Genomic DNA, 22,074 nt, shown 5'->3' on the forward strand with positions numbered 1-22,074 from the left:
CGTGTCCGCGCCGCTCTCAGCGTGACGGGCGGCGCAGGCGCGGCGTATGCCCCTGGCTGTCGTTGCGCTGCCCGGTGCGGGCCTGGTCGCGACGCGCTTCCTCCACAAGCACCTCGTGATCGGCGATCTCCGCCGGCGTCTGTTGCGGGTCGTTCAGGTTGTTGCGCTTGCGCTGTGTCATCGACGTCTCCTCGCCCTGCCTTGCACGCCCCCGCGAGTCGGTCGCGGGGGCGATGTTCATGGCGGTGGAGTACAAGAGGCAGGCCCGGGTTCAACCTATGCTTGGGCACAGGGTCGATGCGACGCACCTTCGGCCCGGGTGCCTGTCAAACACAGAGCCCACACGTCGATATCGCTAAATGTTGTTCTAATAACAAAATGGCGCTTATGAAATGGCGTGATTCCATGATTCTGAGTTATCTTGATGCGATTAAAACAAGATATCGCCTGGAGCCGCTGATATGCATCCCCGCATTATCGAAGTAACCGAACGCCTCATCGCCCGCAGCCGACCCACGCGCGAGCGCTACCTGGCGATGATCCGCGAGGCCGCCGGCAAGGGCCCGCAGCGCGGCAAGCTGCAATGCGCCAACTTCGCCCACGGCGTCGCCGGCTGTGGCGGCGAGGACAAGCAGCGCCTGCGCCTGATGGACGCCGCCAACGTCGCCATCGTGACCGCCTACAACGACATGCTCTCCGCCCACCAGCCCTACGAGCACTACCCCGAGCGCATCCGCCAGGCGCTGCGTGGAGTCGGCTCCGTCGGCCAGGTCGCCGGCGGCGTCCCCGCCATGTGCGACGGCGTCACCCAGGGCGAGCCCAGCATGGAGCTGGGCATCGCCAGCCGCGAGGTGATCGCCATGTCCACCGCCGTGGCGCTGTCCCACAACATGTTCGACGCGGCGGTGTTCCTCGGCGTCTGCGACAAGATCGTCCCCGGCCTGATGATGGGGGCGCTGCGCTTCGGCCACCTGCCCACCCTGTTCATCCCCGCCGGGCCCATGCCCTCGGGCCTGTCGAACAAGGAGAAGGCCGACGTCCGCCAGCGCTACGCCGAAGGCAAGGCCACCCGCGACGAGCTGCTGGAATCCGAGATGGCCGCCTACCACGCACCCGGCACCTGCACCTTCTACGGCACCGCCAACACCAACCAGATGCTGATGGAGATGATGGGCCTGCACCTGCCGGGCGCCTCCTTCGTCAACCCCGGCACGCCGCTGCGCGATGCCCTCACCGAGGAGGCTGCGCGCCAGGTCACCCGGCTCACCCGGCAGGCCGGTGACTTCACGCCCATCGGCGAGCTGATCGACGAGCGCGTGCTGGTCAACTCCATCGTCGCCCTGCACGCCACCGGCGGCTCCACCAACCACACCCTGCACATGCCGGCCATCGCCCAGGCCGCCGGCATCCAGCTCACCTGGCAGGACATGGCCGACCTCTCCGAGGTGGTGCCGACCCTGGCCCACGTCTATCCGAACGGCAAGGCCGACATCAATCATTTCCACGCCGCCGGTGGCGTCGCCTTCCTGGTGCGCGAGCTGCTCGACGCCGGGCTGATGCACGAAGACGTCAACACCGTCGCCGGCCGCGGCCTGCGCCGCTACACCCGGGAACCCTTCCTCGAGGACGGGCGCATCGCCTGGCGCGACGGCCCGGCGAAGAGCCTGGACGAGAACATCCTGCGTCCCGTCTCCAACCCCTTCTCGCCGGAAGGCGGGCTGCGGGTGATGGAGGGCAACCTCGGACGCGGCGTGATGAAGGTCTCCGCCGTGGCGGCCGAACACCAGGTGGTGGAGGCCCCGGCGCGGGTCTTCCATGACCAGCAGGCCCTCGCCGACGCCTTCGCCGCCGGCGAGCTGGAGCGCGACATGGTGGCGGTGATGCGCTTCCAGGGGCCGCGCTGCAACGGCATGCCCGAGCTGCACAAGATGACCCCCTTCCTCGGCGTGCTGCAGGATCGCGGCTTCAAGGTGGCGCTGGTCACCGACGGGCGCATGTCCGGTGCCTCGGGCAAGATCCCGGCGGCCATCCACGTCTGCCCCGAGGCCTACGACGGAGGTCCACTGGCGCGCGTGCGCGACGGTGACATCATCCGCGTCGATGGCCGGGCCGGAACCCTGCGGGTGCTGGTGGATGCCGATGCGTTCGCCGCCCGCGAACCGGCGCCGATCCAGCACAACGCCGAGGTCGGTTGTGGCCGCGAGATGTTCGCCTTCATGCGGGCCGCCTTCAGCACGGCGGAGCAGGGGGCGAGCGCCTTTACATCCAGCCTGGAGAACCTGAAGTGAAGTTGGCGCTGGTCGGCGATATCGGAGGCACCAACGCGCGTTTCGCCCTGTGGCGCGATGAGCGGCTGGAAGCGGTCAAGGTCCTGGCGACGGCGGATTTCGCCACCCCGGAGCTGGCCATCCAGCATTACCTGGCGGGCCTCGGCCTGGCACCGGGTGCCGTCGCTGCCGTCTGCCTGGCCTGCGCCGGGCCGGTGGGCGGCGAGGATTTCCGCTTCACCAACAACCACTGGCGCCTCAACCGCCGCACCTTCTGCGAAGCCCTGGGCGTCGAGCGGCTGCTGCTGATCAACGACTTCTCCGCCATGGCCCTGGGCATGACCCGCCTGCAGTCCGGCGAGCGCATGACCATCTGCGAAGGCGAGGCCGAAACCGATCGCCCGGCGGTGGTCATCGGGGCCGGCACCGGCCTCGGCGTCGGCACCCTGCTGCCCCTGGGCGAGGGGCGCTGGGCCGCGTTGCCGGGGGAGGGCGGGCATGTCGACCTGCCCATCGGCAGCGTCCGCGAGGCCGAGCTGTGGCGCTACCTGCACGAGCGCCAGGGCCACGTCAGCGCCGAGAACATCCTCAGCGGCGGCGGCCTCCTGCAGCTGTACCGCGCCAGTTGCGCCCTCGACGGCATCGAGCCGCACCTGGACAGCCCGGCCGCCATCACCTCGGCGGCGCTCGCCGGCGACAGCGAGGCGAAGGCGGTGCTGGAGCAGTTCTGCGTCTGGCTCGGACGGGTCGCCGGCAACAACGTGCTGACCCTCGGCGCCCGTGGCGGGGTCTATGTGGTCGGTGGCGTGGTGCCGCGTTTCGCCGAGTTCTTCAAGGCCAGCGGCTTCGCCCGCGCCTTTGCCAGCAAGGGCTGCATGAGCGAATACTTCGGCGGTGTGCCGGTCTGGCTGGTCACCGCCGAGTACCCGGGCCTGGAAGGCGCAGGCGTGGCGCTCCAGCAGGCCTTGCAGGCCTGAGGCGCAAACGCAGGAAACAGACGCGTTGCACGTTCCCCGCAGGACGCCTGATGTAGGGTGGACCACGCTTCACCGGTCCACCGATGGTTATGCATCGCTGCCGACAGGTGGGTGAAAAGAGCGTCATCCACCCAACGCCAACGCCCTGCATCCGAACGGACATGACCCATAACAACAAGGGAAGGCCCACGTGAGCCAAGCCGGTAAAACCATCCTCCTGGTCGATGACGACGAGGAGATCCGCGACCTGCTGCAAACCTACCTGAGCCGCGCCGGCTTCCAGGTGCGCACCGTGGGCGACGGCGCCGCCTTCCGCCAGGCGATGGGCGAAGTGGCAGCCGACCTGGTGATCCTCGACGTGATGCTGCCCGACGAAGACGGCTTCAGCCTGTGCCGCTGGGTGCGCGAGCACCAGCGCCTGGCCCATGTGCCGATCATCATGCTCACCGCCAGCTCCGACGAGGCCGACAGGGTGATCGGCCTGGAACTGGGCGCCGACGACTACCTCGGCAAGCCCTTCAGCCCCCGCGAGCTGCAGGCGCGCATCAAGGCGCTGCTGCGCCGTGTCGGCTTCGCCCAGGAGCGCGGTGCCGGCGAGGCCCAGGTACTGGCCTTCGACGAGTGGCGCCTGGACATGGTCAGCCACCGCCTGTTCCACATCGATGGCGAGGAGGTGATCCTCTCCGGCGCCGACTTCGCCCTGCTCAAGCTGTTCCTCGACCACCCGCAGCAGATCCTCGATCGCGACACCATCGCCAACGCCACCCGTGGTCGCGAGGTGATGCCCCTGGAGCGCATCGTCGACATGGCCGTGAGTCGCCTGCGCCAGCGCCTGCGCGACACCGGCAAGGCGCCGCGGCTGATCCGCACCGTGCGCGGCTCGGGCTACCTCCTGGCAGCCCAGGTCTCGCCCCATGCCTAAGCGCCGCTGGAACCCGATGCCGCGTTCGCTGCTCGGGCGCATGCTGTTCCTCACCCTGCTGGTGGTGCTCCTGGCCCAGGCGCTGTCCAGCGTCATCTGGGTCTCGCAACTGCGTGCCAGCCAGATGGAGGGCCTGCTCACCAGCGCGCGCAGCCTGGCCCACTCCATGGCCGCCAGCGTCGCCTACTTCCGCTCGCTGCCCCTGGGCTACCGGCCACTGGTGCTGGACCAGTTGCGCAGCATGGGCGGCACGCGCTTCTTCGTCTCGCTCAACGACAAGCCGCTGAACATGCAGGTGCTTCCCGCCACCCCGCGCAAGGAGGCCGTGCTGGAGGTGGTGGACGACGTCCTGCGCGAGCGCCTGGGCAGGCAGGTGGACCTCTCCGTGCAGTTCGTCAGCCCGGACGACCTGCGCATCTTCAATGGCGAGCTCAAGCTCGACGAACTGCCGCGCTCCTGGGCCCACTACGCGCTGAGCCTGGAGCCGCTGAACCCGCCGGTGCTGGTCACGCAGATCCAGATCGCCCCCAATGAGTGGCTGTACCTCGCCTCGCTGATGCCGGAGCCCTACGTCGGCCTCGAAGACCAGGGCCTGCCGGCGCAGCAGCTGTGGTTCATCATCCTCACCAGCACCTTCCTGCTGCTGTTCATCGGCCTGCTGGTGCATTGGCAGAGCCGGCCGCTCAAGCGCCTGGCGGCCGCCGCACGGGACATGTCCCTGGGTGCCGACGTGGAGCCGCTCGCCGAGGCGGGGGGCAGCGAGGTGGTGGAGGTGAGCCGCGCCTTCAACAGCATGCGCGAGCGCATCAGCCGCTACCTCAACGAGCGCAGCCAGCTGTTCAGCGCCATCTCCCACGACCTGCGCACCCCCATCACCCGCCTGCGCCTGCGCGTCGAGCTGCTGGAGGACGAAGCCCTGCAAGCCAAGTTCGGCCGCGACCTCGACGACCTGGAGCTGCTGGTCAAGGGCGCGCTGCAATGCGTGAAGGACACCGACATCCACGAGAACATCGAGCCGGTGGACCTCAACCACCTGCTGCACTGCCTGGTGGACCCCTACCTGGGCAACGGCCGCGTCACCCTCGAGGGCACCGCGCGCCGGCCCTTCCCGGGCAAGCCCCTGGCCCTGCGACGTTGCATCGGCAACCTGGTGGACAACGCCCTGAAGTACGGCCAGCGCGCCCACCTGCACATCGAGGACCGCCGCGACGCCTTCGTGCTGCACGTGGACGACGAAGGCCCCGGCGTGCCCGAGCAGCGCCTGGAGCAGGTCTTCGAGCCGCACTTCCGCCTCTCCGGGCAGCAGCAGGGCTACGGCCTGGGCCTGGGCATCGCGCGCAACATCGCCCACAGCCACGGCGGCGAAGTGAGCCTGCGCAACCTGCGCGAAGGTGGCCTGCGGGTGACCCTGGAACTCCCCCGCGTCGCCGACTGAGCGCAGCCCAACAGCGTCCATCAGGGCCAGGGCTCCAGCCCCAGCAGCCGGCGCCCGTGTTCGCTGAGCTCCGCGCGGGCGAAGTGGCGGCGCTCGTACTCCCTCGGATCGCCAGGGAAAGGGTCGCCCAGCGGGTGGGTCTGCGCAGCCCAGGTGTGGATGCGCGCCTGGCGCAGCGGTTCGTTGTCGAAGTCCGCCGGGAACATCGAGATGTACTGCGCCAGGCGCACGCGGTCCTCCGAGCGGTTGGGGCGCACGCCGTGGGCCAGCAGGCTGTTGAAGATCAGCAGGTCGCCTTTCTCCAGGCTGATGTTCTCGATGCGGTGCTCGCCGATATCCGGCTTGAACGGGTTGGCGCCCTCGGGCTGGCGTGCCCACCACTGTTCGATCTCCGCGAAGATCCCCGGCACGCACTGGAAGCCGCCGACCTCGTCGTCCTGCCGCGCCAGCGACAACACGCCCTGGGCGGCGATGGGCAGCGGCCGTTGGGACACATCGACATCGAAGTGGATGAAGCCGTCCTTCCTGCCCGCCGCGCGCGCCGCCTTGTTCGGCGGGTTGAGGTTGGCGCGGTCGATGGCTACCCACAGGTCCTCGCGGTCCCAGATGTCGACGAAGGCGTCGTAGATGCGCCGGTTCTGCCGGGTGTCCCACAGGCTCTGGTGGTTGTAGACCTCGACCATGCCGGTGTTGTTGAGCTCGGTCATGCGGTGCTCGCGCAACTGCGGGCGGTACCAGGTGGCCGGGTCGTGCGGGTCCATCTCCTGGAAGCGCCAGAGCATCTCCACCACCGCATCGGCCTCGGCGGCACTGACCGCATTGCGCACGATCACATAGCCCTTGCGGGTCCAGTGCTGCCAGTCGGCCTCGCTCAGCGCCCGCAGCGGGCGGCGCTTGTCGATGGCTTGCAGCGGGGTGGTGGCGCTCCCCGCGCCAGGGTGGTTGCCGTGCCCGTCGGTGTAGAGGGTCGCCATGTCGTTCTCCTGCGTTGTTGTTATGGGAACGCTTCGCAGGCTATCCAGCGGCGCAGGGCGAGGCTGCCGCGGTTAAAGGCCAAAACCGATACTTTCATGGCGTGATGCCAGGCCCGGGTTCGGCTATCGTGCCGTTCATGCGCGCATTCCTCGAAACCATCACCCCCGACGACGGCGCCTCCTGGGCCCTGCTGAACCGCCGCCTGGAGGAGGGCATCCCCTTCCAATGGCACCACCACCCGGAGTACGAGCTGACCCTCACCCTCAACAGCCTGGGCCATCGCTACATCGGCGACGACATCGAGCCCTACGGGGACGGCGACCTGGTGCTGGTCGGCCCCGGCGTGCCCCACAGCTGGTGCTCCCGCGAGCGGATCGATGCCGGGCGGCCCCACGTGGCGCTGGTCATCTGGTTCCACCGCGACTGGGCCAACGGCCTCCTGGCGCTGCTGCCGGAGCTGCGCGACCTCGGCGTGCTGCTGGCCGGCGCGGAGCGGGGCCTGAGCTTCGGCGCGGCGACCCGCGCCCGCGTGCGTCCGCTGATCGAGGCGATGCCGGAGGCGGAGCCGGGCCGGCGCCTGATGTTGCTGCTGGAGGTCCTGCTGCTGCTCTGCCGCGACCCTGACCTGCTGCACCTGGCCAACGCACCGCGCATGCCCGCCAGCGCCCCCCTGGCCGACCCGCGCATCCAGCGGGTGCTGGACCGGCTGCACCAGGGCTTCGCCGCGCCGGTTTCCATTCCCGAACTGGCCGAGCTCGCCTGCGTCAGCGTCTCGGCCTTCCATCGGATGTTTCGCCGCCATACGCGGATGACCGCCGTGCAGTACGTCACGCGGCTGCGCATCGGTCGCGCCTGTTCGCTGCTCATCGCCACCGACCTGCCGGTGGTGCGCATCGCCGAGCAGGTGGGCTATGCCAACCTCTCGCTGTTCAACCGGCAGTTCCTCGCGCACAAGGCCAGTACCCCGAGGGACTTCCGCCGCCTCCACCGCAAGGCGGCGAACCCGCCCCCAGCGGGGTCAGGAACGGAGTGGACCCCGTGACGTGATTTCCGCGCTGTGTAACCGAACCGTGACCTTCGGGCATCCCTTTGTTACCCGGCGCCCCGACCATCCTGTTTAGACTTCCGGCAAGCGCAAGCACCGACTTGCACAGCCATAAAAACAAAAAGGTGATTCCCTCATGAATGCTCTCTCTCGCCTGGCCGTTGTCGTATCCCTCGCTTCGCTCTTCCCCCTTTCCGCACTCGCCGGTGAAGTGGAGGTCCTGCATTGGTGGACGTCCGGTGGCGAGAAGCGCGCCGCCGAAACCCTCAAGGAACTGGTCGAGAAGAAGGGCCACACCTGGAAGGACTTCGCCGTCGCCGGCGGTGGTGGCGAGGCCGCGATGACCGTGCTGAAGACCCGCGCCGTTTCCGGCAACCCGCCTTCGGCCGCGCAGATCAAGGGGCCGGACATCCAGGAGTGGGGCGAGCTCGGCCTGCTCACCGAGATGGACGACGTGGCCGAGGAGGGCAAGTGGGACGCGCTGCTGCCCAAGCAGGTCGCCGGCATCATGAAATACGAGGACCACTACGTCGCCGTGCCGGTCAACGTGCACCGGGTCAACTGGCTGTGGATCAACCCCGAGGTGTTCAAGAAGGCCGGCGCCACGCCGCCCACCACCCTCGATGAATTCTTCGTCGCCGCCGACAAGCTCAAGGCCGCCGGCTTCATCCCCGTCGCCCACGGTGGCCAGCCCTGGCAGGACGGCACCACCTTCGAGAACATCGCCCTGAGCATTCTCGGCCCGCAGGACTACCACAAGGCCTTCGTCGAGCTCGACCCGGCCACCCTCTCCGGCGAGAAGATGGTCAAGGTCTTCGCCACCCTGCAGAAGCTCCATGGCTATATCGACGCCAACGCCGCCGGTCGCGACTGGAACTCCGCCGCCGCGCTGGTCATCAACGGCAAGGCCGGCATGCAGATCATGGGTGACTGGGCCAAGGGCGAATGGACCGCCGCCGGCAAGGTGGCGGGCAAGGACTATGTCTGCGTGCCGTTCCCCGGCACCCAGGGCAGCTTCGACTACAACATCGACTCGCTGACCATGTTCAAGCTCAAGGACGACGCCAACCGCAGCGCCCAGGAAGACCTGGCGCGCATCGTCATGGGCACCGAGTTCCAGACCCTGTTCAGCCAGAACAAGGGCTCCATCCCGGTGCGCCAGGACGTCGACATGAGCAGCTTCGACAGCTGCGCCCAAGCCTCCATGAAGGACTTCAAGGAAGCCGTCGGCAACGGCGGGCTGCAGCCGAGCATGGCGCACCTGATGGCCTCCTCGGGCTATGTCCAGGGCGCGGTGTTCGACGTGGTCACCAACTTCTTCAACTCGCCCTCGGCGGACCCGAAGAAGGCCGCCCAGCAACTGGCGGCCGCCATCCAGGCCGTGCAGTAAGCAACCGGGCCGCCCCGGCGGCCCGCTCCTTTCCCTGATTCGCAACGGTGCCGGCAGGCGCCACGGTTTCCTGCAGCCCGGATTTCCCCTCCGGGGCGCCCGGGCGACCTGCCATACGGAGTGATCCATGAGTTCAACCGCAGTCTTCGCCAAGGCGTCGCCACTCGATGCGCTGCAGCGCTGGCTTCCCAAGCTGGTCCTGGCGCCGAGCATGCTCATCGTGCTGGTGGGCTTCTACGGCTACATCCTCTGGACCTTCCTGCTGTCGTTCACCAACTCGCGCTTCATGCCCAGCTACAAGTGGGTGGGCCTGCAGCAGTACGAGCGCCTGTGGGACAACGACCGCTGGTGGGTGGCCAGCCACAACCTGCTGGTGTACGGCGGGCTGTTCATCACCATCAGCCTGGCGATCGGCGTGTTCCTCGCCGTGCTGCTGGACCAGCGCATCCGCCGCGAAGGCTTCATCCGTACCGTCTACCTGTACCCCATGGCGCTGTCGATGATCGTCACCGGCACCGCCTGGAAGTGGCTGCTCAACCCCGGCCTGGGCCTGGACAAGCTGCTGCGCGACTGGGGCTGGGAAGGCTTGCGCCTCGACTGGCTGGTGGACCCGGACCGCGTCGTCTACTGCCTGGTGATCGCCGCCGTATGGCAATCCTCCGGCTTCGTCATGGCGCTGTTCCTCGCCGGCCTGCGCGGGGTCGACCAGTCGATCATCCGCGCCGCCCAGGTGGACGGCGCCAGCCTGCCGACCATCTACCTGCGCATCGTCCTGCCGAGCCTGCGCCCGGTGTTCTTCAGCGCGCTGATGATCCTCGCCCACATCGCCATCAAGAGCTTCGACCTGGTGGCCGCGATGACCGCCGGCGGCCCCGGCTACTCCTCCGACCTGCCGGCGATGTTCATGTACGCCAGCACCTTCACCCGTGGGCAGATGGGCCTCGGTGCGGCCAGCGCCATGCTCATGCTCGGCGCCGTGCTGGCGATCATCGTGCCCTACCTGTATTCCGAACTGAGGAACAAGCGCCATGACTAGCCTGGCCGGAAAACCCCCGCTCAGCCTCAGCCGCCTGGCCATCCACGCGACCCTGATCGTCGCCTGCGCCCTCTACCTGGTGCCGCTGGTGGTGATGCTGCTGACCAGCTTCAAGACCCCCGACGACATCCGCACCGGCAACCTGCTGTCGCTGCCGGACGTGTTCACCCTGATCGGCTGGGCCAAGGCCTGGACCCAGGTCGGCGGCTACTTCTGGAACTCGGTGATGATCACCGTGCCGGCGGTGCTGATCTCCACGCTGCTCGGCGCGCTCAATGGCTACGTGCTCTCCATGTGGCGCTTCCGGGGTTCGCAGCTGTTCTTCGGCGCGCTGCTGTTCGGCTGCTTCCTGCCGTTCCAGGTGGTGCTGCTGCCCGCGTCCTTCACCCTCGGCAAGTTCGGCCTGGCCAACACCACCGCCGGCCTGGTGCTGGTGCACGTGGTCTACGGCCTGGCCTTCACCACGCTGTTCTTCCGCAACTTCTACGTCAGCATCCCCAACGCCCTGGTGCGCGCGGCGCGGCTCGACGGCGCGGGGTTCTTCACCATCTTCGGGCGCATCCTGCTGCCCATGTCGGTGCCCACCGTCATGGTCTGCCTGATCTGGCAGTTCACCCAGATCTGGAACGACTTCCTCTTCGGCGTGGTGTTCGCCAGCGGCGACAGCCAACCCATCACCGTGGCCCTCAACAACCTGGTGAACACCAGCACCGGGGCCAAGGAATACAACGTCGACATGGCCGCCGCGATGATCGCCGGCCTGCCGACCCTGCTCGTCTACGTGTTCGCCGGCAAGTACTTCCTGCGTGGCCTCACGGCCGGCGCGGTGAAGGGCTGAAAAGCGGCTGCGCCCGCTCGCGGCGCTTTTGAATGGTGGAGAAAGAAATGGCAACCCTCGAACTGCGCAACGTCAACAAACGCTATGGCAGCGGCCTGGCCGACACCCTCCGGGACATCGAACTGTCCATCGACTCGGGCGAGTTCCTGATCCTCGTCGGCCCCTCGGGCTGCGGCAAATCCACCCTGATGAACTGCATCGCCGGGCTGGAGGACATCACCGGCGGCGCCATCCTCGTCGACGGCCAGGACATCAGCGGCATGAGCCCCAAGGACCGGGACATCGCCATGGTGTTCCAGTCCTACGCCCTGTACCCGACCATGAGCGTGCGCGAGAACATCGCCTTCGGCCTGAAGATCCGCAAGCTGCCGGCCGCCGAGATCGAGGCCGAGGTCAGCCGCGTGGCCAAGCTGCTGCAGATCGAGCACCTGCTCGAACGCAAGCCCGGCCAGCTCTCCGGCGGCCAGCAACAGCGCGTCGCCATGGGTCGCGCCCTGGCGCGGCGGCCGAAGATCTACCTGTTCGACGAGCCGCTTTCCAACCTCGACGCCAAGCTGCGGGTGGAGATGCGCACCGAAATCAAACTGATGCACCAGCGCCTGAAGACCACCACCGTCTACGTCACCCACGACCAGATCGAGGCCATGACCCTGGGCGACAAGGTGGCGGTGATGAAGGATGGCGTCATCCAGCAGTTCGGCACCCCGCAGCAGATCTACAACGACCCGGCCAACCTCTTCGTCGCCGGCTTCATGGGCTCGCCGCCGATGAACTTCATCCCCCTGCGCCTGCAGCGCCGCGACGGCCAGCTCTGGGCGCTGCTGGACAGCGGCCAGGCGCGTTGCGAACTGCCCCTGGGCGAGCTGGGGGAGGGCATCGAAGGGCGCGAGGTGATCCTCGGCGTGCGCCCCGAGCAGATCCTCGCCAGCGCACCGGCCGGCGCCACGCTGCCGGGCATCCGCGCCGAGATCGAAGTCACCGAACCCACCGGGCCCGACACCCTAGTGTTCACCAGCCTCAACCAGACCAAGGTCTGCTGCCGCCTGGCGCCGGACGCCGCGCCGCAAATAGGTGAAACCCTGTCGCTGTATTTCGATCCCAGCAAGGTGTTGCTCTTCGACGCGCAGGGCGGTGAGCGCCTGGGTGGGCTGGGAAAGTCACGAACCGCTGAGCGCGCGGGGAATGTCGCGCAGTTCAAGGGGCGTTGAAAGGACGGTCGCCCGGGCTGCCATCCGAGCCTAGGGACGGCCCTGATATCCAAGGCAATACAACAATAAAAACTGGAGTGGATATGAACGTGAAGAAAGGTTGGTGGATGCTGCCCTGCGCCATGATGGCGCTGCCCGGAGCGGCCAATGCGCTGGATTTCACCGGCTACATGCGCAGTGGCGCCGGCAGCTCGACCGATGGCGGCACCCAGTCGTGCTTCCAGCTGCCGGGGGCGCAATCCAAGTACCGCCTGGGCAACGAATGCGAGCAGTACATCGAGCTGGACCTGCGCCAGGACGTGTTCAGGCTCGACGACGGCTCGGTGATCAGCCTCGAAGGCATGGCCCAGCTCTACAACCAGTACGGCCACACGCCCAAGTTCACCGGCGACTACGGTTTCGCGCGGATGAACCAGATGTACGCCGAGTGGAGCAACATGCCCGCGCTCAATGGCGGCTCCTTCTGGGCGGGGCGTCGTTTCTACAAGCGTAACGACATCCACATCTCCGACTTCTACTACTGGAACCAGAGCGCCACCGGCTTCGGCTTCGACGAAGTGGCCATCGGCGACCTGAAGTACAGCTACGTCTTCTCGCGCAAGGACAACTACGACCAGAAGCCCTACATCAACCGCCACGACTTCAACGTCGGCGGCTTCCAGACCAACCCCGGCGGCGAGATGGAAGTGGGCTTCAGCTACATCGACAAGCCCGACAGCACCGACGCCCACAGTGGCTGGGCGGTGACCGCGCAGCACAAGCAGAAGCCCTTCGCCGGCGGCGCCAACACCTTCGCCCTGCAGTACGGCCGCGGCCCCGGCACCGGCCTGGGCTACACCGGCGACCCGACCCTGGACAACAGCGCCTCCAGCTGGCGCGCCGTGGAATTCTTCGACTGGCAGATGACCCCGCGCTTCGGTGGCCAGTTCGAGATCGTCTACCAGAAGGACAAGCGCCCCGACGGCGCCGACCAGAACTGGCTGTCGGTGGGCGTGCGCCCGGTCTATGCCATCACCGAGCAGTTCAAGCTGGTCACCGAACTGGGGCGCGACCAGGTGGAAGCCCCCGGCGGCACCCGCAAGCTGACTAAGTTCACCATCGCCCCCACCTGGTCGCCCGCCGGCCCGGGTTTCTGGGAGCGCCCGGAAATCCGCCTCTACTACACCTACGCCAGCTGGAACGAAGCGGCGCAGCGTTCGGCCAGCCTGCTGGCGGCCGGCTCGGCGCTCTCCGACACCGGCGCCTACGGCACCGACCTGCACGGCTCCAACGTCGGCGTGCAGATCGAGTACTGGTGGAAGTGAGCATGAGCGGCGCGGCCCCGCGATGAGTCGTGGCGAACCGCGCCGCCATGGCCTGGAGCTGGCGGCGACGGAGACGGCGGAGCATCCGCTCGCCGGGCTCTTCGTCCCCGGCATGCGCCAGGTGTTCCGCTGGAGCAGCGAGCAGGGCCGCGAGCTGCTGCTCATCGACCACCCGCGCTGCCGCGCCATCTTCGCCCGCCAGGGCGGCCAGCTGCTGCACTTCCAGCCGCGCGGCGAACGCCCGATGCTGTGGTGCGCCGCGCGCTGGCCCAGGCTGGGTGCGATCCGTGGCGGCGTGCCGGTGTGCTGGCCCTGGTTCGGTCGCCACCCGCAGGAAAGCGGCTGGCCCCACCACGGCTGGGCACGGCTCACCGACTGGCGCCTGCTGGAGCGCGAAAGCTCGGAGGCCGGCGTGCGCCTGCGCTGGCGCCTGGCGCTGCACGACTGGGAAGTGGAGTTGCAGGCGGAGCTGGGCGATGAACTCGCCCTGACCCTCACCACCCGCCACGCCGACCAGGAGCCCTGCATGCTCAGCCAGGCGCTGCACGCCTATTGGCGCATCAGCGATATCGCCCGGGTCGCCGTGCTGGGGCTGGAGGGCGCCAGCGGGCAGGACCTGCTCAACCGCCAGCGCATCGTCCAGCAGGGCGAATTGCGTCCGATGGAAGGCTGCCACCGCGTCTTCGACCACGACGGCCCGCTGCGCCTGCAGGATGCCGGCTGGCAAAGGCGCCTGCGCATCGACACCGGCGGCTCGCCCAATACCGTGGTCTGGCACCCCGGCGGCCGCCCCCTGGCCGACGTCGGCTGGAAGGAAGGCCTCGGCTTCGCCAGCATCGAAGCCGCCGCCTGCGGCACCGGTGGCCAGGTCTTGGCGCCAGGGGAGACGGCGCGCATCCAGCTGTGTGCCAGGGTGGAGTGAATACCTGAGGTAGCCCGGGCTTCAGCCCGGGGGGGGCAGGCTGAGGGCTCGGCAGTATGAGCACGTGCCGTAGGGTGTGCCGTGCGCACCTCCGCTCGGTGCTTCCGGCGAGTCCGAGGTGCGCGCAGCACACCCTACGTCCTGAGTGAGCGGCGGCTGCATGCTCCGAGGCCTGATTGTGCTCCCTTCCAGGGGATTAAAAGCAACGCCACGTTCCAAGAAAGTGGACGTTTACTCGCGGGCGGGACATTCCCCCGACCACCGGCCCCGAATCAATCCCGCCACCATGGGTCTGCCCTTGAAAGGGCCTCAGCCCGGCTCTTCGTCCGAGGGGTAGCGGCTGGCGTTGAGGCTTTCCTTGATCTTGCGCAGGTGCGGCTGGAAGTCGACGCCGCGGCGCAGGGTCACGCCGGTGGCGAGCACGTCGAGCACGGTGAGCTGGATGATGCGCGAGGTCATCGGCATGTAGATGTCGGTGTCCTCCGGCAGGGGGATGTCCAGGCTCAGGGTGCTGGCGCGGGCCAGCGGCGAGCCGGCGGCCGTGAGGCCGAGCACCGAGGCGCCGTTCTGTCGCGCCAGGCGCGCCACCTCCACCAGTTCGCGGGTGCGGCCGGTGTAGGAAATGATCACGAACAGGTCGCCCGTGTGGGCCACCGAGGCGAGCATGCGCTGCATCAGCACATCGGAATGGGCCGAGACGGCGAGGTTGAAGCGGAAGAACTTGTGCTGGGCGTCCAGCGCCACCGAGGCGGAGGCGCCCAGGCCGAAGAAGTGGATCTGCCGGGCCTGGATCAGCAAGTCCACGGCGCGGCTGATCAGGTGCGGGTCGAGCGCGTTGCAGGCGCTGTCCAGGGAGGCGATGGCGCTGCCGAAGATCTTGCGGGTGTAGGCCTCGGGGCCGTCGTCCGCTTCCACGGCGCGGCTCACGTAGGCGGCGCCGCTGGCCAGGCTCTGCGCCAGCTGCATCTTCAGCTCCGGGTAGCCATTGACGCCGAAGGAGCGGCAGAAGCGGTTCACCGTCGGCTCGCTGACGCCGGCGGCCTGGGCGAGGGCGGCGATGCTGAAGCGGGTCGCCTGCTGCGGGTCCTGGAGGATCACCTCGGCGACCTTGCGTTCGGCCTTGTTGAGGTCTTCGAGTCGACCCTGGATCTGTTCCAGAAGATTGCGTACGCGGTCCATGGAGGTTCCTTGAAAGGGGCCTGCAAAATCGGTGGCCTATCGTAATGAGGGGCACCGGCCAGAGCCAGAAGTAACAGGAGGGTGACAAAATGTTGTTCTTATTACTACATTTATTCTTGAAATGGCCATTCTCACCGTGTATTTCTTATTCAACCTCGTAAAAGAACAATCATCATGGCTTCCCTATCCGTAGAACCCTGCACCTTCGCCCTGTTCGGCGCCCTCGGCGACCTGGCCTTGCGCAAGCTGTTCCCGGCGCTCTACCAGCTGGACCGCGCCGGCCTCCTGCACGGCGACACGCGCATCCTCGCCCTGGCCCGCGAAAGCGGGGAGGGCGGTGCCCGCCTGGCGTCCATCGAGGAGCACCTGCGCCGCTACGTACCGGAGCGGGAGATCGATGCCGCAGTGCTGCAGCGCTTCACCGCGCGGCTCGACTACCTGTCGATGGACTTCCTCCACGCCGAGGGCTACCAGGTGCTGGCCGAACGCATCGGCCCCGAGGAGCGGCTGATCGCCTACTTCGCCACCCCCGCCTCGGTCTACGGTGCCATCTGCGAGGGCCTGGCCCGCGTCGAGCGCGCCCGCCACACCCGCGTGGTGCTGGAGAAGCCCATCGGCCACGACCTCGAGTCCTCGCGCCGGGTCAACGACGCGGTGGCCGTGCATTTCCCCGAGAACCGCATCTACCGGATCGACCACTACCTGGGCAAGGAGACGGTGCAGAACCTCATCGCCCTGCGCTTCGCCAACAGCCTGTTCGAGACCCAGTGGAACCAGCACCACATCTCCCACGTGGAAATCACCGTGGCCGAGCAGGTGGGCATCGAGGGCCGCTGGGGCTACTTCGACGAAGCCGGCCAGTTGCGCGACATGATCCAGAACCACCTGCTGCAGCTGCTCTGCCTGATCGCCATGGACCCGCCCAGCGACCTCTCCGCCGACAGCATCCGCGACGAGAAGGTCAAGGTGCTCAAGGCCTTGGCGCCGATCACCGCCGCCCAGGTGGCGCAGCAGGTGGTGCGCGGCCAGTACATCGCCGGCAGCAGCCAGGGCAAGGCGGTGCCGGGCTACCTGGAAGAGGAGAACTCCAACACCCAGAGCGACACCGAGACCTTCGTCGCCCTGCGTGCCGATATCCGCAACTGGCGCTGGAACGGCGTGCCGTTCTACCTGCGCACCGGCAAGCGCATGCCGCAGAAGCTGTCGCAGATCGTCATCCACTTCAAGGAGCCGCCGCACTACATCTTCGCCCCCGAGCAGCGGCCGCTGATCAGCAACCGGCTGATCATCCGCCTGCAGCCCGACGAGGGCATCTCCCTGCAGGTGATGACCAAGGACCAGGGCCTGGACAAGGGCATGCAACTGCGCAGCGGCCCCCTGCAACTGAGCTTTTCCGATACCTACCGCAGCGCGCGGATTCCCGATGCCTACGAACGCCTCCTGCTGGAGGTGATGCAGGGCAACCAGAACCTCTTCGTGCGCAAGGACGAGATCGAGTACGCCTGGCAATGGTGCGACCAGCTCATCGATGGCTGGAAGCAACTGGGCGACTCCCCCAAACCCTACGCGGCCGGCACCTGGGGGCCGGTCGCATCCATCGCATTGATCACCCGTGACGGCAGGAGCTGGTATGGCGATCTGTAATCTCGACCTGCCCACGCAGGTCACCGGGGTCAGCCTCGGCAGCCCCGAACAACTGGCCGGCGAACTGGCCCTGCATGTAGCCGGCGCCCTGCGCTCGGCCATCGAATCCCACGGCGTGGCCTCCCTCGTTGTGTCCGGTGGGCGCAGCCCCATCGCCTTCTTCGAGCGTTTGTCCGCCCAGGCGCTGGACTGGTCCCGCGTGGCCGTGAGCCTCGCCGACGAGCGCTGGGTGCCGGTCGGCCACGCCGACAGCAACGAAGGCCTGGTGCGGCGCCACCTGCTGCGCGGCCCGGCGGCCAAGGCACGCTTCATCGGCCTCTACCATTCCGCCGCCAGCCTGGACGAGGCGGCGCGCCTGGCCGATGCCGCGCTCGCCGAGCTGCCGCAACCCATCGACGTGCTGGTGCTGGGCATGGGGGAGGACGGCCACACCGCCTCGCTGTTCCCGAGGAGCCCCGGCCTGGAGGCCGCCTTGAGCCACGCCTGCACCCCGCGTTGCGTACCGATGCAGGCCCCGAGCGTGCCACGCCAGCGCCTGTCCATGCCGCTGCCGCTGCTGGCCGGGGCGCGCCTCACACTGCTGGCGGTGCAGGGCCAGGCCAAGCTCGACACCCTGGCCGCCGCGCTGGCCGGCGAGGACGTGGCGGCGATGCCCATCCGCGCCTTCCTGCGCCAGCCCCTCGAGATCTACTGGTGCCCCTGAGCCCGAAGGACCCCGTCATGACCCAGAACCCGTCCCAAGCGCGCAGCGTGCCGAGCATGGCCGAGAAGGTCGAGATGATCGACCGGCTCTGCGCCGAAGCCCGCATCCTCCCGGTGATCACCATCGAGCGCGAGGAACACATCCTGCCCCTGGCCGATGCCCTGGCCGCCGGCGGCCTGCGCGCCCTGGAAATCACCCTGCGCTCCGAGCACGGCCTCACCGCCATCCGCCTGCTGCGTGAACAGCGCCCGGACCTGCTGATCGGCGCCGGCACCGTGCTGGACGAACAGATGCTCGCCGAGGCCGAGGCCGCAGGCGCGCAGTTCATCGTCACCCCCGGCTGCACCGCCGAGCTGCTGGACGCCGGCCGGCAAAGCCCGCTGCCGTTGCTGCCCGGCGTCGGCAGTGCCTCGGAAATCATGCTCGGCCACGCCCGTGGCTATCGGCGCTTCAAGCTGTTCCCCGCCGAAGTGGTAGGCGGTGCGGCGGCCCTCAAGGCCTTCGCCGGCCCCTTCCCGGGCATCCGCTTCTGCCCGACCGGCGGGGTGAAGCCGGACAACGTGCGCAGCTACATGGCCCTGCCCAACGTCATGTGCGTAGGCGGCACCTGGATGATGGAAAGCGCCTGGGTGCGCGCCGGCGACTGGGCGCGCATCGAAGCCACCACCGCCGAGGCGCTCAGGCTGCTGCAGTGATGCCGCCTTTCGCGCGGGTGTCGGTGGTGTCCACCGTCATTCCCGCGAACGCGGGAACCTACTGAACGAGCAGAACCCACCGAGCGGGCCACAACCCACTGAAAAGCACAGTGCAGCGACGCCCCCAACAAGCAACACAGACCCCAGCGAGGATCGCCCCATGTCCCGTTTCGCCCCCGAAGCCCTGTTCCCCCACGCCGATGACATCCCCGAAGCCTGGCGCCTCGGTGCGCCGGTGGAGCAGCGCGAATACCTGGTGGACGGCGAGTTGCGTCGCTGGGACGGCCCGCTGGCCACGGTGCGCAGCCCGATCTTCCTCAAGGGCGAGCGGGGCGAGGAGCAGGTCATCCTCGGCAGCACGCCGCTGCTGGATGCCGATGCCGCGCTGCAGGCGCTCGACGCCGCCGTGCGCGCCTACGACAACGGCCAGGGCGCCTGGCCCAACCTGCGCGTCGGCGAGCGTATCCACCATGTCGAGGCGTTTTTGGCGCGCATGCGCGAGCGCCGCCACGAGGTGGTGCGCCTGCTGATGTGGGAGATCGGCAAGAACCTGAAGGATTCCGAGAAGGAGTTCGACCGCACCTGCGACTACATGGTCGACACCATCAACGCGCTGAAGGAACTCGACCGCCGCTCCAGCCGCTTCGAACTGGAGCAAGGCACCCTCGGGCAGATCCGCCGCGTGCCCCTGGGCGTGGCGCTGTGCATGGGCCCCTACAACTACCCGCTGAACGAGACCTTCACCACGCTGATCCCGGCGCTGATCATGGGCAACACCGTGGTCTTCAAGCCGGCCAAGTTCGGCGTGCTGCTCATGCGCCCGCTGCTGGAGGCCTTCCGCGACAGCTTCCCGGCCGGCGTCATCAACATCATCTACGGCCGTGGCCGCGAGACCGTCAGTGCGCTGATGGCCAGCGGCAAGGTCGACGTCTTCGCCTTCATCGGCACCAACAAGGGCGCCAGCGACCTGAAGAAGCTGCACCCGCGCCCGCACCGCCTGCGCGCCGCCCTGGGGCTGGACGCCAAGAACCCCGGCATCGTCCTGCCGCAGGTGGACCTGGACAACGCCGTCAACGAGGCCGTCACCGGTGCGCTCTCGTTCAACGGCCAGCGCTGCACCGCGCTGAAGATCCTCTTCGTCCACGAAGACGTGCTCGAACCCTTCCTCGCGCGCTTCAGCGCCAAGCTCGCCGCGCTCAAGCCGGGCATGCCCTGGGAAGACGGCGTGGCGCTGACGCCGCTGCCCGAGCCGGGCAAGGTGGACTACCTCGCCACCCTGCTGCAGGACGCCACCGCCAAGGGCGCCCAGGTGGTCAACGACGGCGGCGGCCAGAGCCGCGAGAGCTTCTTCTACCCGGCGCTGCTGTGCCCGGTGAGCCCGGACATGCGCATCTACCAGGAAGAGCAGTTCGGCCCGCTGGTGCCGGTGGTGCCCTACCGCGATGTGCAGACCGCCATCGACTACGTGCTGGATTCCGACTACGGCCAGCAGTTGTCCATCTTCGGCAACGACCCCGCCGAAGTCGGCCGCCTGGTGGACGCCTTCGCCAACCAGGTGGGGCGCATCAACATCAACGCCCAGTGCCAGCGCGGGCCGGACACCTTCCCCTTCAACGGGCGCAAGAACTCAGCCGAAGGCACCCTGTCCGTGCACGACGCGCTGCGCACCTTCTCCATCCGCACCCTGGTGGCCACGCGCTTCCAGGAAGACAACAAGACGCTGATCAGCGAGATCATCCGCAACCGCGAATCCAGCTTCATCAGCACCGACTACATCTTCTGATGCGCCTGGCACCCATTCTCGCGCTGCTGTTCCTGGCCGGCACCGCACACGCGGCGGAGCCGGCCTGCGGCGACTTCCTCGAACAGCTCGGGGTCGAGTCGCCCGGGCTGCACTTCCAGGGCTGCAAATTGGAGGAGGGCGGCCAGTTGCGCCAACTGGTGGCCGAGTACCAGGTGCCCGGCCCCGAGGCCCATGGCGTGGAAAAGCTGCTGCACCAGCGCTTTGGCCTGCAGCCGCTGCGCTTCATGTGCTGCGGCTGGGACACCTCGCCCGCCTACGCGCCCCATGCCAGCGGCCGGCCCTACGAGATCCACATGAACTCCGGCGAAACCCTGGAAAAGGACTGGGCGCGCATCGACCGCTTCCATGTCAGCGTCACCCTCTACCTGGAAGACCCGTGATCCCGGGGGCTGCTACGCGCCAAGTAGGGCGGATGACGCTCTTTTCATCCGCCAGGCGATGTGGCCGGGGAGCGCGGAGTCGGGGCAGACCTGCGGCCTGCTTGGCGACTGAAGTCGCCCCTACGTCGCCCGTGTGGTGCGGTGGGCGGTTGCTTGTGGGAGCGAATTCATTCGCGATTGTCTCCGCCCCAGGCTGCGGCAATCGCGGTAGGGCGGGTGAACCCGCGAAACACGCCGGTAACGCGATGCCCCTCTCAACCCCCGCGCCGCACCTGCAACCGTCGCGGTATCGCCAGCACCCCCGGGCGGTAATCCCCGGCAATCGCCTGCAATGCACGCTCCAGCACCTGCTCGGCGATCAGCTCGTGCTGCTGGCGCATGGAGTTCACCGGCAGCGGCAGGAAGTCCAGCAACTGGGTGTCGCCGAAGGTGCCGAGCTGCAGGTGCTGCGGCCAGGCGCCGTGCTCGCGCAGCACATCCAGCACGCCGGCCAGCAGCACGTAGGCGGTGGTCACCAGCGCATCCGGCAGGCGGCCCTGGCGTTCCAGCAGCTCCTGCATCATGCGCCGCCCGCACTCACGGCTGAATTCGGCGCCGCACTGCACGAGTGTCTCGCCGCCAAAGCCCGCCAGCGCGGCTCGGAAGCCCGCCTCGCGGTCGCGGCTGATGGGCAGCTCCGGCCGCGCGCCGAGCAGCGCCACCTGGCGCGGCAGCGGGTTCAGCAGGCTGCGGGTGAGCAAATGGGCGGCCTGGTGGTCATCGCTCACCACCGAGCAGAAGCGCGCCGGGTCCAGCTCGCGGTCGACGGCGATCACCGGCAGCCCGGCATCCAGCAACGCGCCGAGGCCCGGGTCCTGCGGCGGCAGGCAGCTGGCGACCACCAGTGCGTCGCAGCGCCGCGCGCTGAAGAGCTCCAGCAACTGGCGCTCGCTCTGCGGCTCGTCGTCGGAGCTGGCGATCAGCAACTGGTAGCCCCGCGCCCGCGCCTGCTGCTCCAGCAACTTGGCCAGGCGGGCGTAGCTGGGGTTCTCCAGGTCCGGAAGGATGAAGGCCAGGGTGCGGGTCTGCCCGCGCCGCAGCCCGGCTGCGTGGGGGTCGGGCCGGTAGCCGTGGGCCTCGACCACCGCGCGTACCCGCTCGACGGTGGCGGGGGAGATGCGCTTTTCCTCGGCCTTGCCGTTGACCACGTAGCTGGCCGTGGTGACCGAGACGCCGGCCAGCCGGGCGATGTCGCTGAGTTTCAAATGCCGATTCCTTGTTCCTGTGCCTGCATGGGGGCAAGGCGTGCGATTCATCGCATGGGCTTCAAGCCGCGAAGAATATCGAGTAACGTGCCGCCAGTTTAGTGAA

Annotated in this window: 20 protein-coding genes; 16 read left to right on the plus strand and 4 right to left on the minus strand. The window is 68.1% G+C overall.

From position 1 onward, the window contains the following. Positions 1–16: 16 nt before the first annotated feature. A complete protein-coding gene (locus WFQ67_RS23290; protein ID WP_173174219.1) occupies positions 17–181 on the minus strand; it encodes a hypothetical protein in 165 nt (54 codons plus the stop codon). A gap of 280 nt (positions 182–461) precedes the next feature. On the opposite strand from WFQ67_RS23290, the gene edd reads away from it, so the two are divergent. From edd to WFQ67_RS23310, 4 genes are all read left to right on the plus strand, one after another. After that, positions 462–2,288 carry a phosphogluconate dehydratase gene (gene edd / locus WFQ67_RS23295; protein ID WP_337058334.1) on the plus strand — a complete coding sequence of 609 codons (1,827 nt, stop codon included), beginning with the start codon at positions 462–464 and terminating at the stop codon, positions 2,286–2,288. Then, positions 2,285–3,244, plus strand: a complete 960-nt coding sequence (locus WFQ67_RS23300) for a glucokinase (RefSeq protein ID WP_337058335.1) — start codon at positions 2,285–2,287, stop codon at positions 3,242–3,244. The genes edd and WFQ67_RS23300 overlap by 4 nt, the downstream gene beginning before the upstream one ends. A 190-nt stretch (positions 3,245–3,434) precedes the next feature. Further along, on the plus strand, positions 3,435–4,166 hold the full coding sequence (locus tag WFQ67_RS23305) for a response regulator (protein WP_173174213.1): 732 nt from the start codon (positions 3,435–3,437) through the stop codon (positions 4,164–4,166). 16 nt (positions 4,167–4,182) lie between these two features. Beyond that, complete coding sequence (locus WFQ67_RS23310) at positions 4,183–5,601, plus strand: ATP-binding protein (protein WP_337058384.1); 1,419 nt, start codon at positions 4,183–4,185, stop codon at positions 5,599–5,601. A 20-nt stretch (positions 5,602–5,621) separates the two neighbouring features. Here the strand turns inward: WFQ67_RS23310 and WFQ67_RS23315 are convergent, their stop codons facing one another. After that, positions 5,622–6,575 carry a phytanoyl-CoA dioxygenase family protein gene (locus tag WFQ67_RS23315; protein ID WP_337058336.1) on the minus strand — a complete coding sequence of 318 codons (954 nt, stop codon included), beginning with the start codon at positions 6,573–6,575 and terminating at the stop codon, positions 5,622–5,624. Between the two features lie 137 nt (positions 6,576–6,712). On the opposite strand from WFQ67_RS23315, the gene WFQ67_RS23320 reads away from it, so the two are divergent. The 7 genes from WFQ67_RS23320 (at position 6,713) to WFQ67_RS23350 (ending at position 14,319) form a co-directional block, all read left to right on the plus strand. Next, on the plus strand, positions 6,713–7,618 hold the full coding sequence (locus tag WFQ67_RS23320; RefSeq protein WP_337058337.1) for an AraC family transcriptional regulator: 906 nt from the start codon (positions 6,713–6,715) through the stop codon (positions 7,616–7,618). Between the two features lie 139 nt (positions 7,619–7,757). Next, positions 7,758–9,011 (plus strand): ABC transporter substrate-binding protein, encoded by a 1,254-nt coding sequence (locus tag WFQ67_RS23325; protein ID WP_337058338.1) that lies wholly within the window; start codon positions 7,758–7,760, stop codon positions 9,009–9,011. Between the two features lie 127 nt (positions 9,012–9,138). Next, a complete protein-coding gene (locus tag WFQ67_RS23330; protein WP_213629830.1) occupies positions 9,139–10,047 on the plus strand; it encodes a carbohydrate ABC transporter permease in 909 nt (302 codons plus the stop codon). Then, positions 10,040–10,885, plus strand: a complete 846-nt coding sequence (locus WFQ67_RS23335; protein WP_263154096.1) for a carbohydrate ABC transporter permease — start codon at positions 10,040–10,042, stop codon at positions 10,883–10,885. The genes WFQ67_RS23330 and WFQ67_RS23335 overlap by 8 nt, the downstream gene beginning before the upstream one ends. A 47-nt stretch (positions 10,886–10,932) precedes the next feature. Then, positions 10,933–12,093: an ABC transporter ATP-binding protein gene (locus WFQ67_RS23340; protein ID WP_337058339.1), complete on the plus strand. Its 1,161-nt coding sequence runs from the start codon at positions 10,933–10,935 to the stop codon at positions 12,091–12,093. A gap of 83 nt (positions 12,094–12,176) precedes the next feature. Next, positions 12,177–13,397, plus strand: coding sequence for a maltoporin (locus tag WFQ67_RS23345; RefSeq protein ID WP_173174199.1), 1,221 nt, complete (start codon positions 12,177–12,179; stop codon positions 13,395–13,397). A gap of 22 nt (positions 13,398–13,419) precedes the next feature. Then, on the plus strand, positions 13,420–14,319 hold the full coding sequence (locus tag WFQ67_RS23350) for a D-hexose-6-phosphate mutarotase (RefSeq protein WP_442969621.1): 900 nt from the start codon (positions 13,420–13,422) through the stop codon (positions 14,317–14,319). Between the two features lie 309 nt (positions 14,320–14,628). Here WFQ67_RS23350 and WFQ67_RS23355 read toward each other — a convergent pair whose 3' ends face one another. Next, positions 14,629–15,498: a MurR/RpiR family transcriptional regulator gene (locus WFQ67_RS23355; protein WP_173174197.1), complete on the minus strand. Its 870-nt coding sequence runs from the start codon at positions 15,496–15,498 to the stop codon at positions 14,629–14,631. Between the two features lie 174 nt (positions 15,499–15,672). Here WFQ67_RS23355 and zwf point away from each other — a divergent pair, with 174 nt between their 5' ends. The 5 genes from zwf to WFQ67_RS23380 all read left to right on the plus strand — a co-directional run bounded on the left by zwf (position 15,673) and on the right by WFQ67_RS23380 (position 20,724). Beyond that, positions 15,673–17,142 (plus strand): glucose-6-phosphate dehydrogenase, encoded by a 1,470-nt coding sequence (zwf, locus tag WFQ67_RS23360; protein ID WP_213629832.1) that lies wholly within the window; start codon positions 15,673–15,675, stop codon positions 17,140–17,142. Further along, positions 17,129–17,845, plus strand: a complete 717-nt coding sequence (gene pgl, locus WFQ67_RS23365) for a 6-phosphogluconolactonase (RefSeq protein ID WP_337058340.1) — start codon at positions 17,129–17,131, stop codon at positions 17,843–17,845. The genes zwf and pgl overlap by 14 nt, the downstream gene beginning before the upstream one ends. 17 nt (positions 17,846–17,862) lie before the next feature. Beyond that, entirely contained in the window at positions 17,863–18,540 is a 678-nt protein-coding gene (locus WFQ67_RS23370; RefSeq protein WP_213629834.1) for a bifunctional 4-hydroxy-2-oxoglutarate aldolase/2-dehydro-3-deoxy-phosphogluconate aldolase, read from the plus strand. A gap of 160 nt (positions 18,541–18,700) precedes the next feature. After that, on the plus strand, positions 18,701–20,323 hold the full coding sequence (locus tag WFQ67_RS23375) for an NADP-dependent glyceraldehyde-3-phosphate dehydrogenase (RefSeq protein WP_173174188.1): 1,623 nt from the start codon (positions 18,701–18,703) through the stop codon (positions 20,321–20,323). Further along, on the plus strand, positions 20,323–20,724 hold the full coding sequence (locus WFQ67_RS23380) for a DUF4952 domain-containing protein (protein ID WP_337058341.1): 402 nt from the start codon (positions 20,323–20,325) through the stop codon (positions 20,722–20,724). Before WFQ67_RS23375 ends, WFQ67_RS23380 begins: the two co-directional genes overlap by 1 nt. A gap of 254 nt (positions 20,725–20,978) precedes the next feature. Here the strand turns inward: WFQ67_RS23380 and cra are convergent, their stop codons facing one another. Then, positions 20,979–21,968 carry a catabolite repressor/activator gene (gene cra, locus WFQ67_RS23385; RefSeq protein WP_173174184.1) on the minus strand — a complete coding sequence of 330 codons (990 nt, stop codon included), beginning with the start codon at positions 21,966–21,968 and terminating at the stop codon, positions 20,979–20,981. Positions 21,969–22,074 lie beyond the last annotated feature (106 nt).

Origin of the sequence: Pseudomonas sp. USHLN015 (genome assembly GCF_037153275.1) — a bacterium.
GTDB lineage: Bacteria > Pseudomonadota > Gammaproteobacteria > Pseudomonadales > Pseudomonadaceae > Metapseudomonas > Metapseudomonas tohonis.

Bases quoted from the DNA above. Each gene is read 5' to 3' on its own strand.
- WFQ67_RS23290 (WP_173174219.1), bottom strand. From the start codon at position 181: ATGACACAGCGCAAGCGCAACAACCTGAACGACCCGCAACAGACGCCG.
- edd (WP_337058334.1), top strand. From the start codon at position 462: ATGCATCCCCGCATTATCGAAGTAACCGAACGCCTCATCGCCCGCAGC.
- WFQ67_RS23310 (WP_337058384.1), top strand. From the start codon at position 4,183: ATGCCGCGTTCGCTGCTCGGGCGCATGCTGTTCCTCACCCTGCTGGTG.
- WFQ67_RS23315 (WP_337058336.1), bottom strand. From the start codon at position 6,575: ATGGCGACCCTCTACACCGACGGGCACGGCAACCACCCTGGCGCGGGG.
- WFQ67_RS23320 (WP_337058337.1), top strand. From the start codon at position 6,713: ATGCGCGCATTCCTCGAAACCATCACCCCCGACGACGGCGCCTCCTGG.
- WFQ67_RS23325 (WP_337058338.1), top strand. From the start codon at position 7,758: ATGAATGCTCTCTCTCGCCTGGCCGTTGTCGTATCCCTCGCTTCGCTC.
- WFQ67_RS23330 (WP_213629830.1), top strand. From the start codon at position 9,139: ATGAGTTCAACCGCAGTCTTCGCCAAGGCGTCGCCACTCGATGCGCTG.
- WFQ67_RS23335 (WP_263154096.1), top strand. From the start codon at position 10,040: ATGACTAGCCTGGCCGGAAAACCCCCGCTCAGCCTCAGCCGCCTGGCC.
- WFQ67_RS23340 (WP_337058339.1), top strand. From the start codon at position 10,933: ATGGCAACCCTCGAACTGCGCAACGTCAACAAACGCTATGGCAGCGGC.
- WFQ67_RS23345 (WP_173174199.1), top strand. From the start codon at position 12,177: ATGAACGTGAAGAAAGGTTGGTGGATGCTGCCCTGCGCCATGATGGCG.
- WFQ67_RS23350 (WP_442969621.1), top strand. From the start codon at position 13,420: ATGAGTCGTGGCGAACCGCGCCGCCATGGCCTGGAGCTGGCGGCGACG.
- WFQ67_RS23355 (WP_173174197.1), bottom strand. From the start codon at position 15,498: ATGGACCGCGTACGCAATCTTCTGGAACAGATCCAGGGTCGACTCGAA.
- zwf (WP_213629832.1), top strand. From the start codon at position 15,673: ATGGCTTCCCTATCCGTAGAACCCTGCACCTTCGCCCTGTTCGGCGCC.
- pgl (WP_337058340.1), top strand. From the start codon at position 17,129: ATGGCGATCTGTAATCTCGACCTGCCCACGCAGGTCACCGGGGTCAGC.
- WFQ67_RS23370 (WP_213629834.1), top strand. From the start codon at position 17,863: ATGACCCAGAACCCGTCCCAAGCGCGCAGCGTGCCGAGCATGGCCGAG.
- WFQ67_RS23375 (WP_173174188.1), top strand. From the start codon at position 18,701: ATGTCCCGTTTCGCCCCCGAAGCCCTGTTCCCCCACGCCGATGACATC.
- WFQ67_RS23380 (WP_337058341.1), top strand. From the start codon at position 20,323: ATGCGCCTGGCACCCATTCTCGCGCTGCTGTTCCTGGCCGGCACCGCA.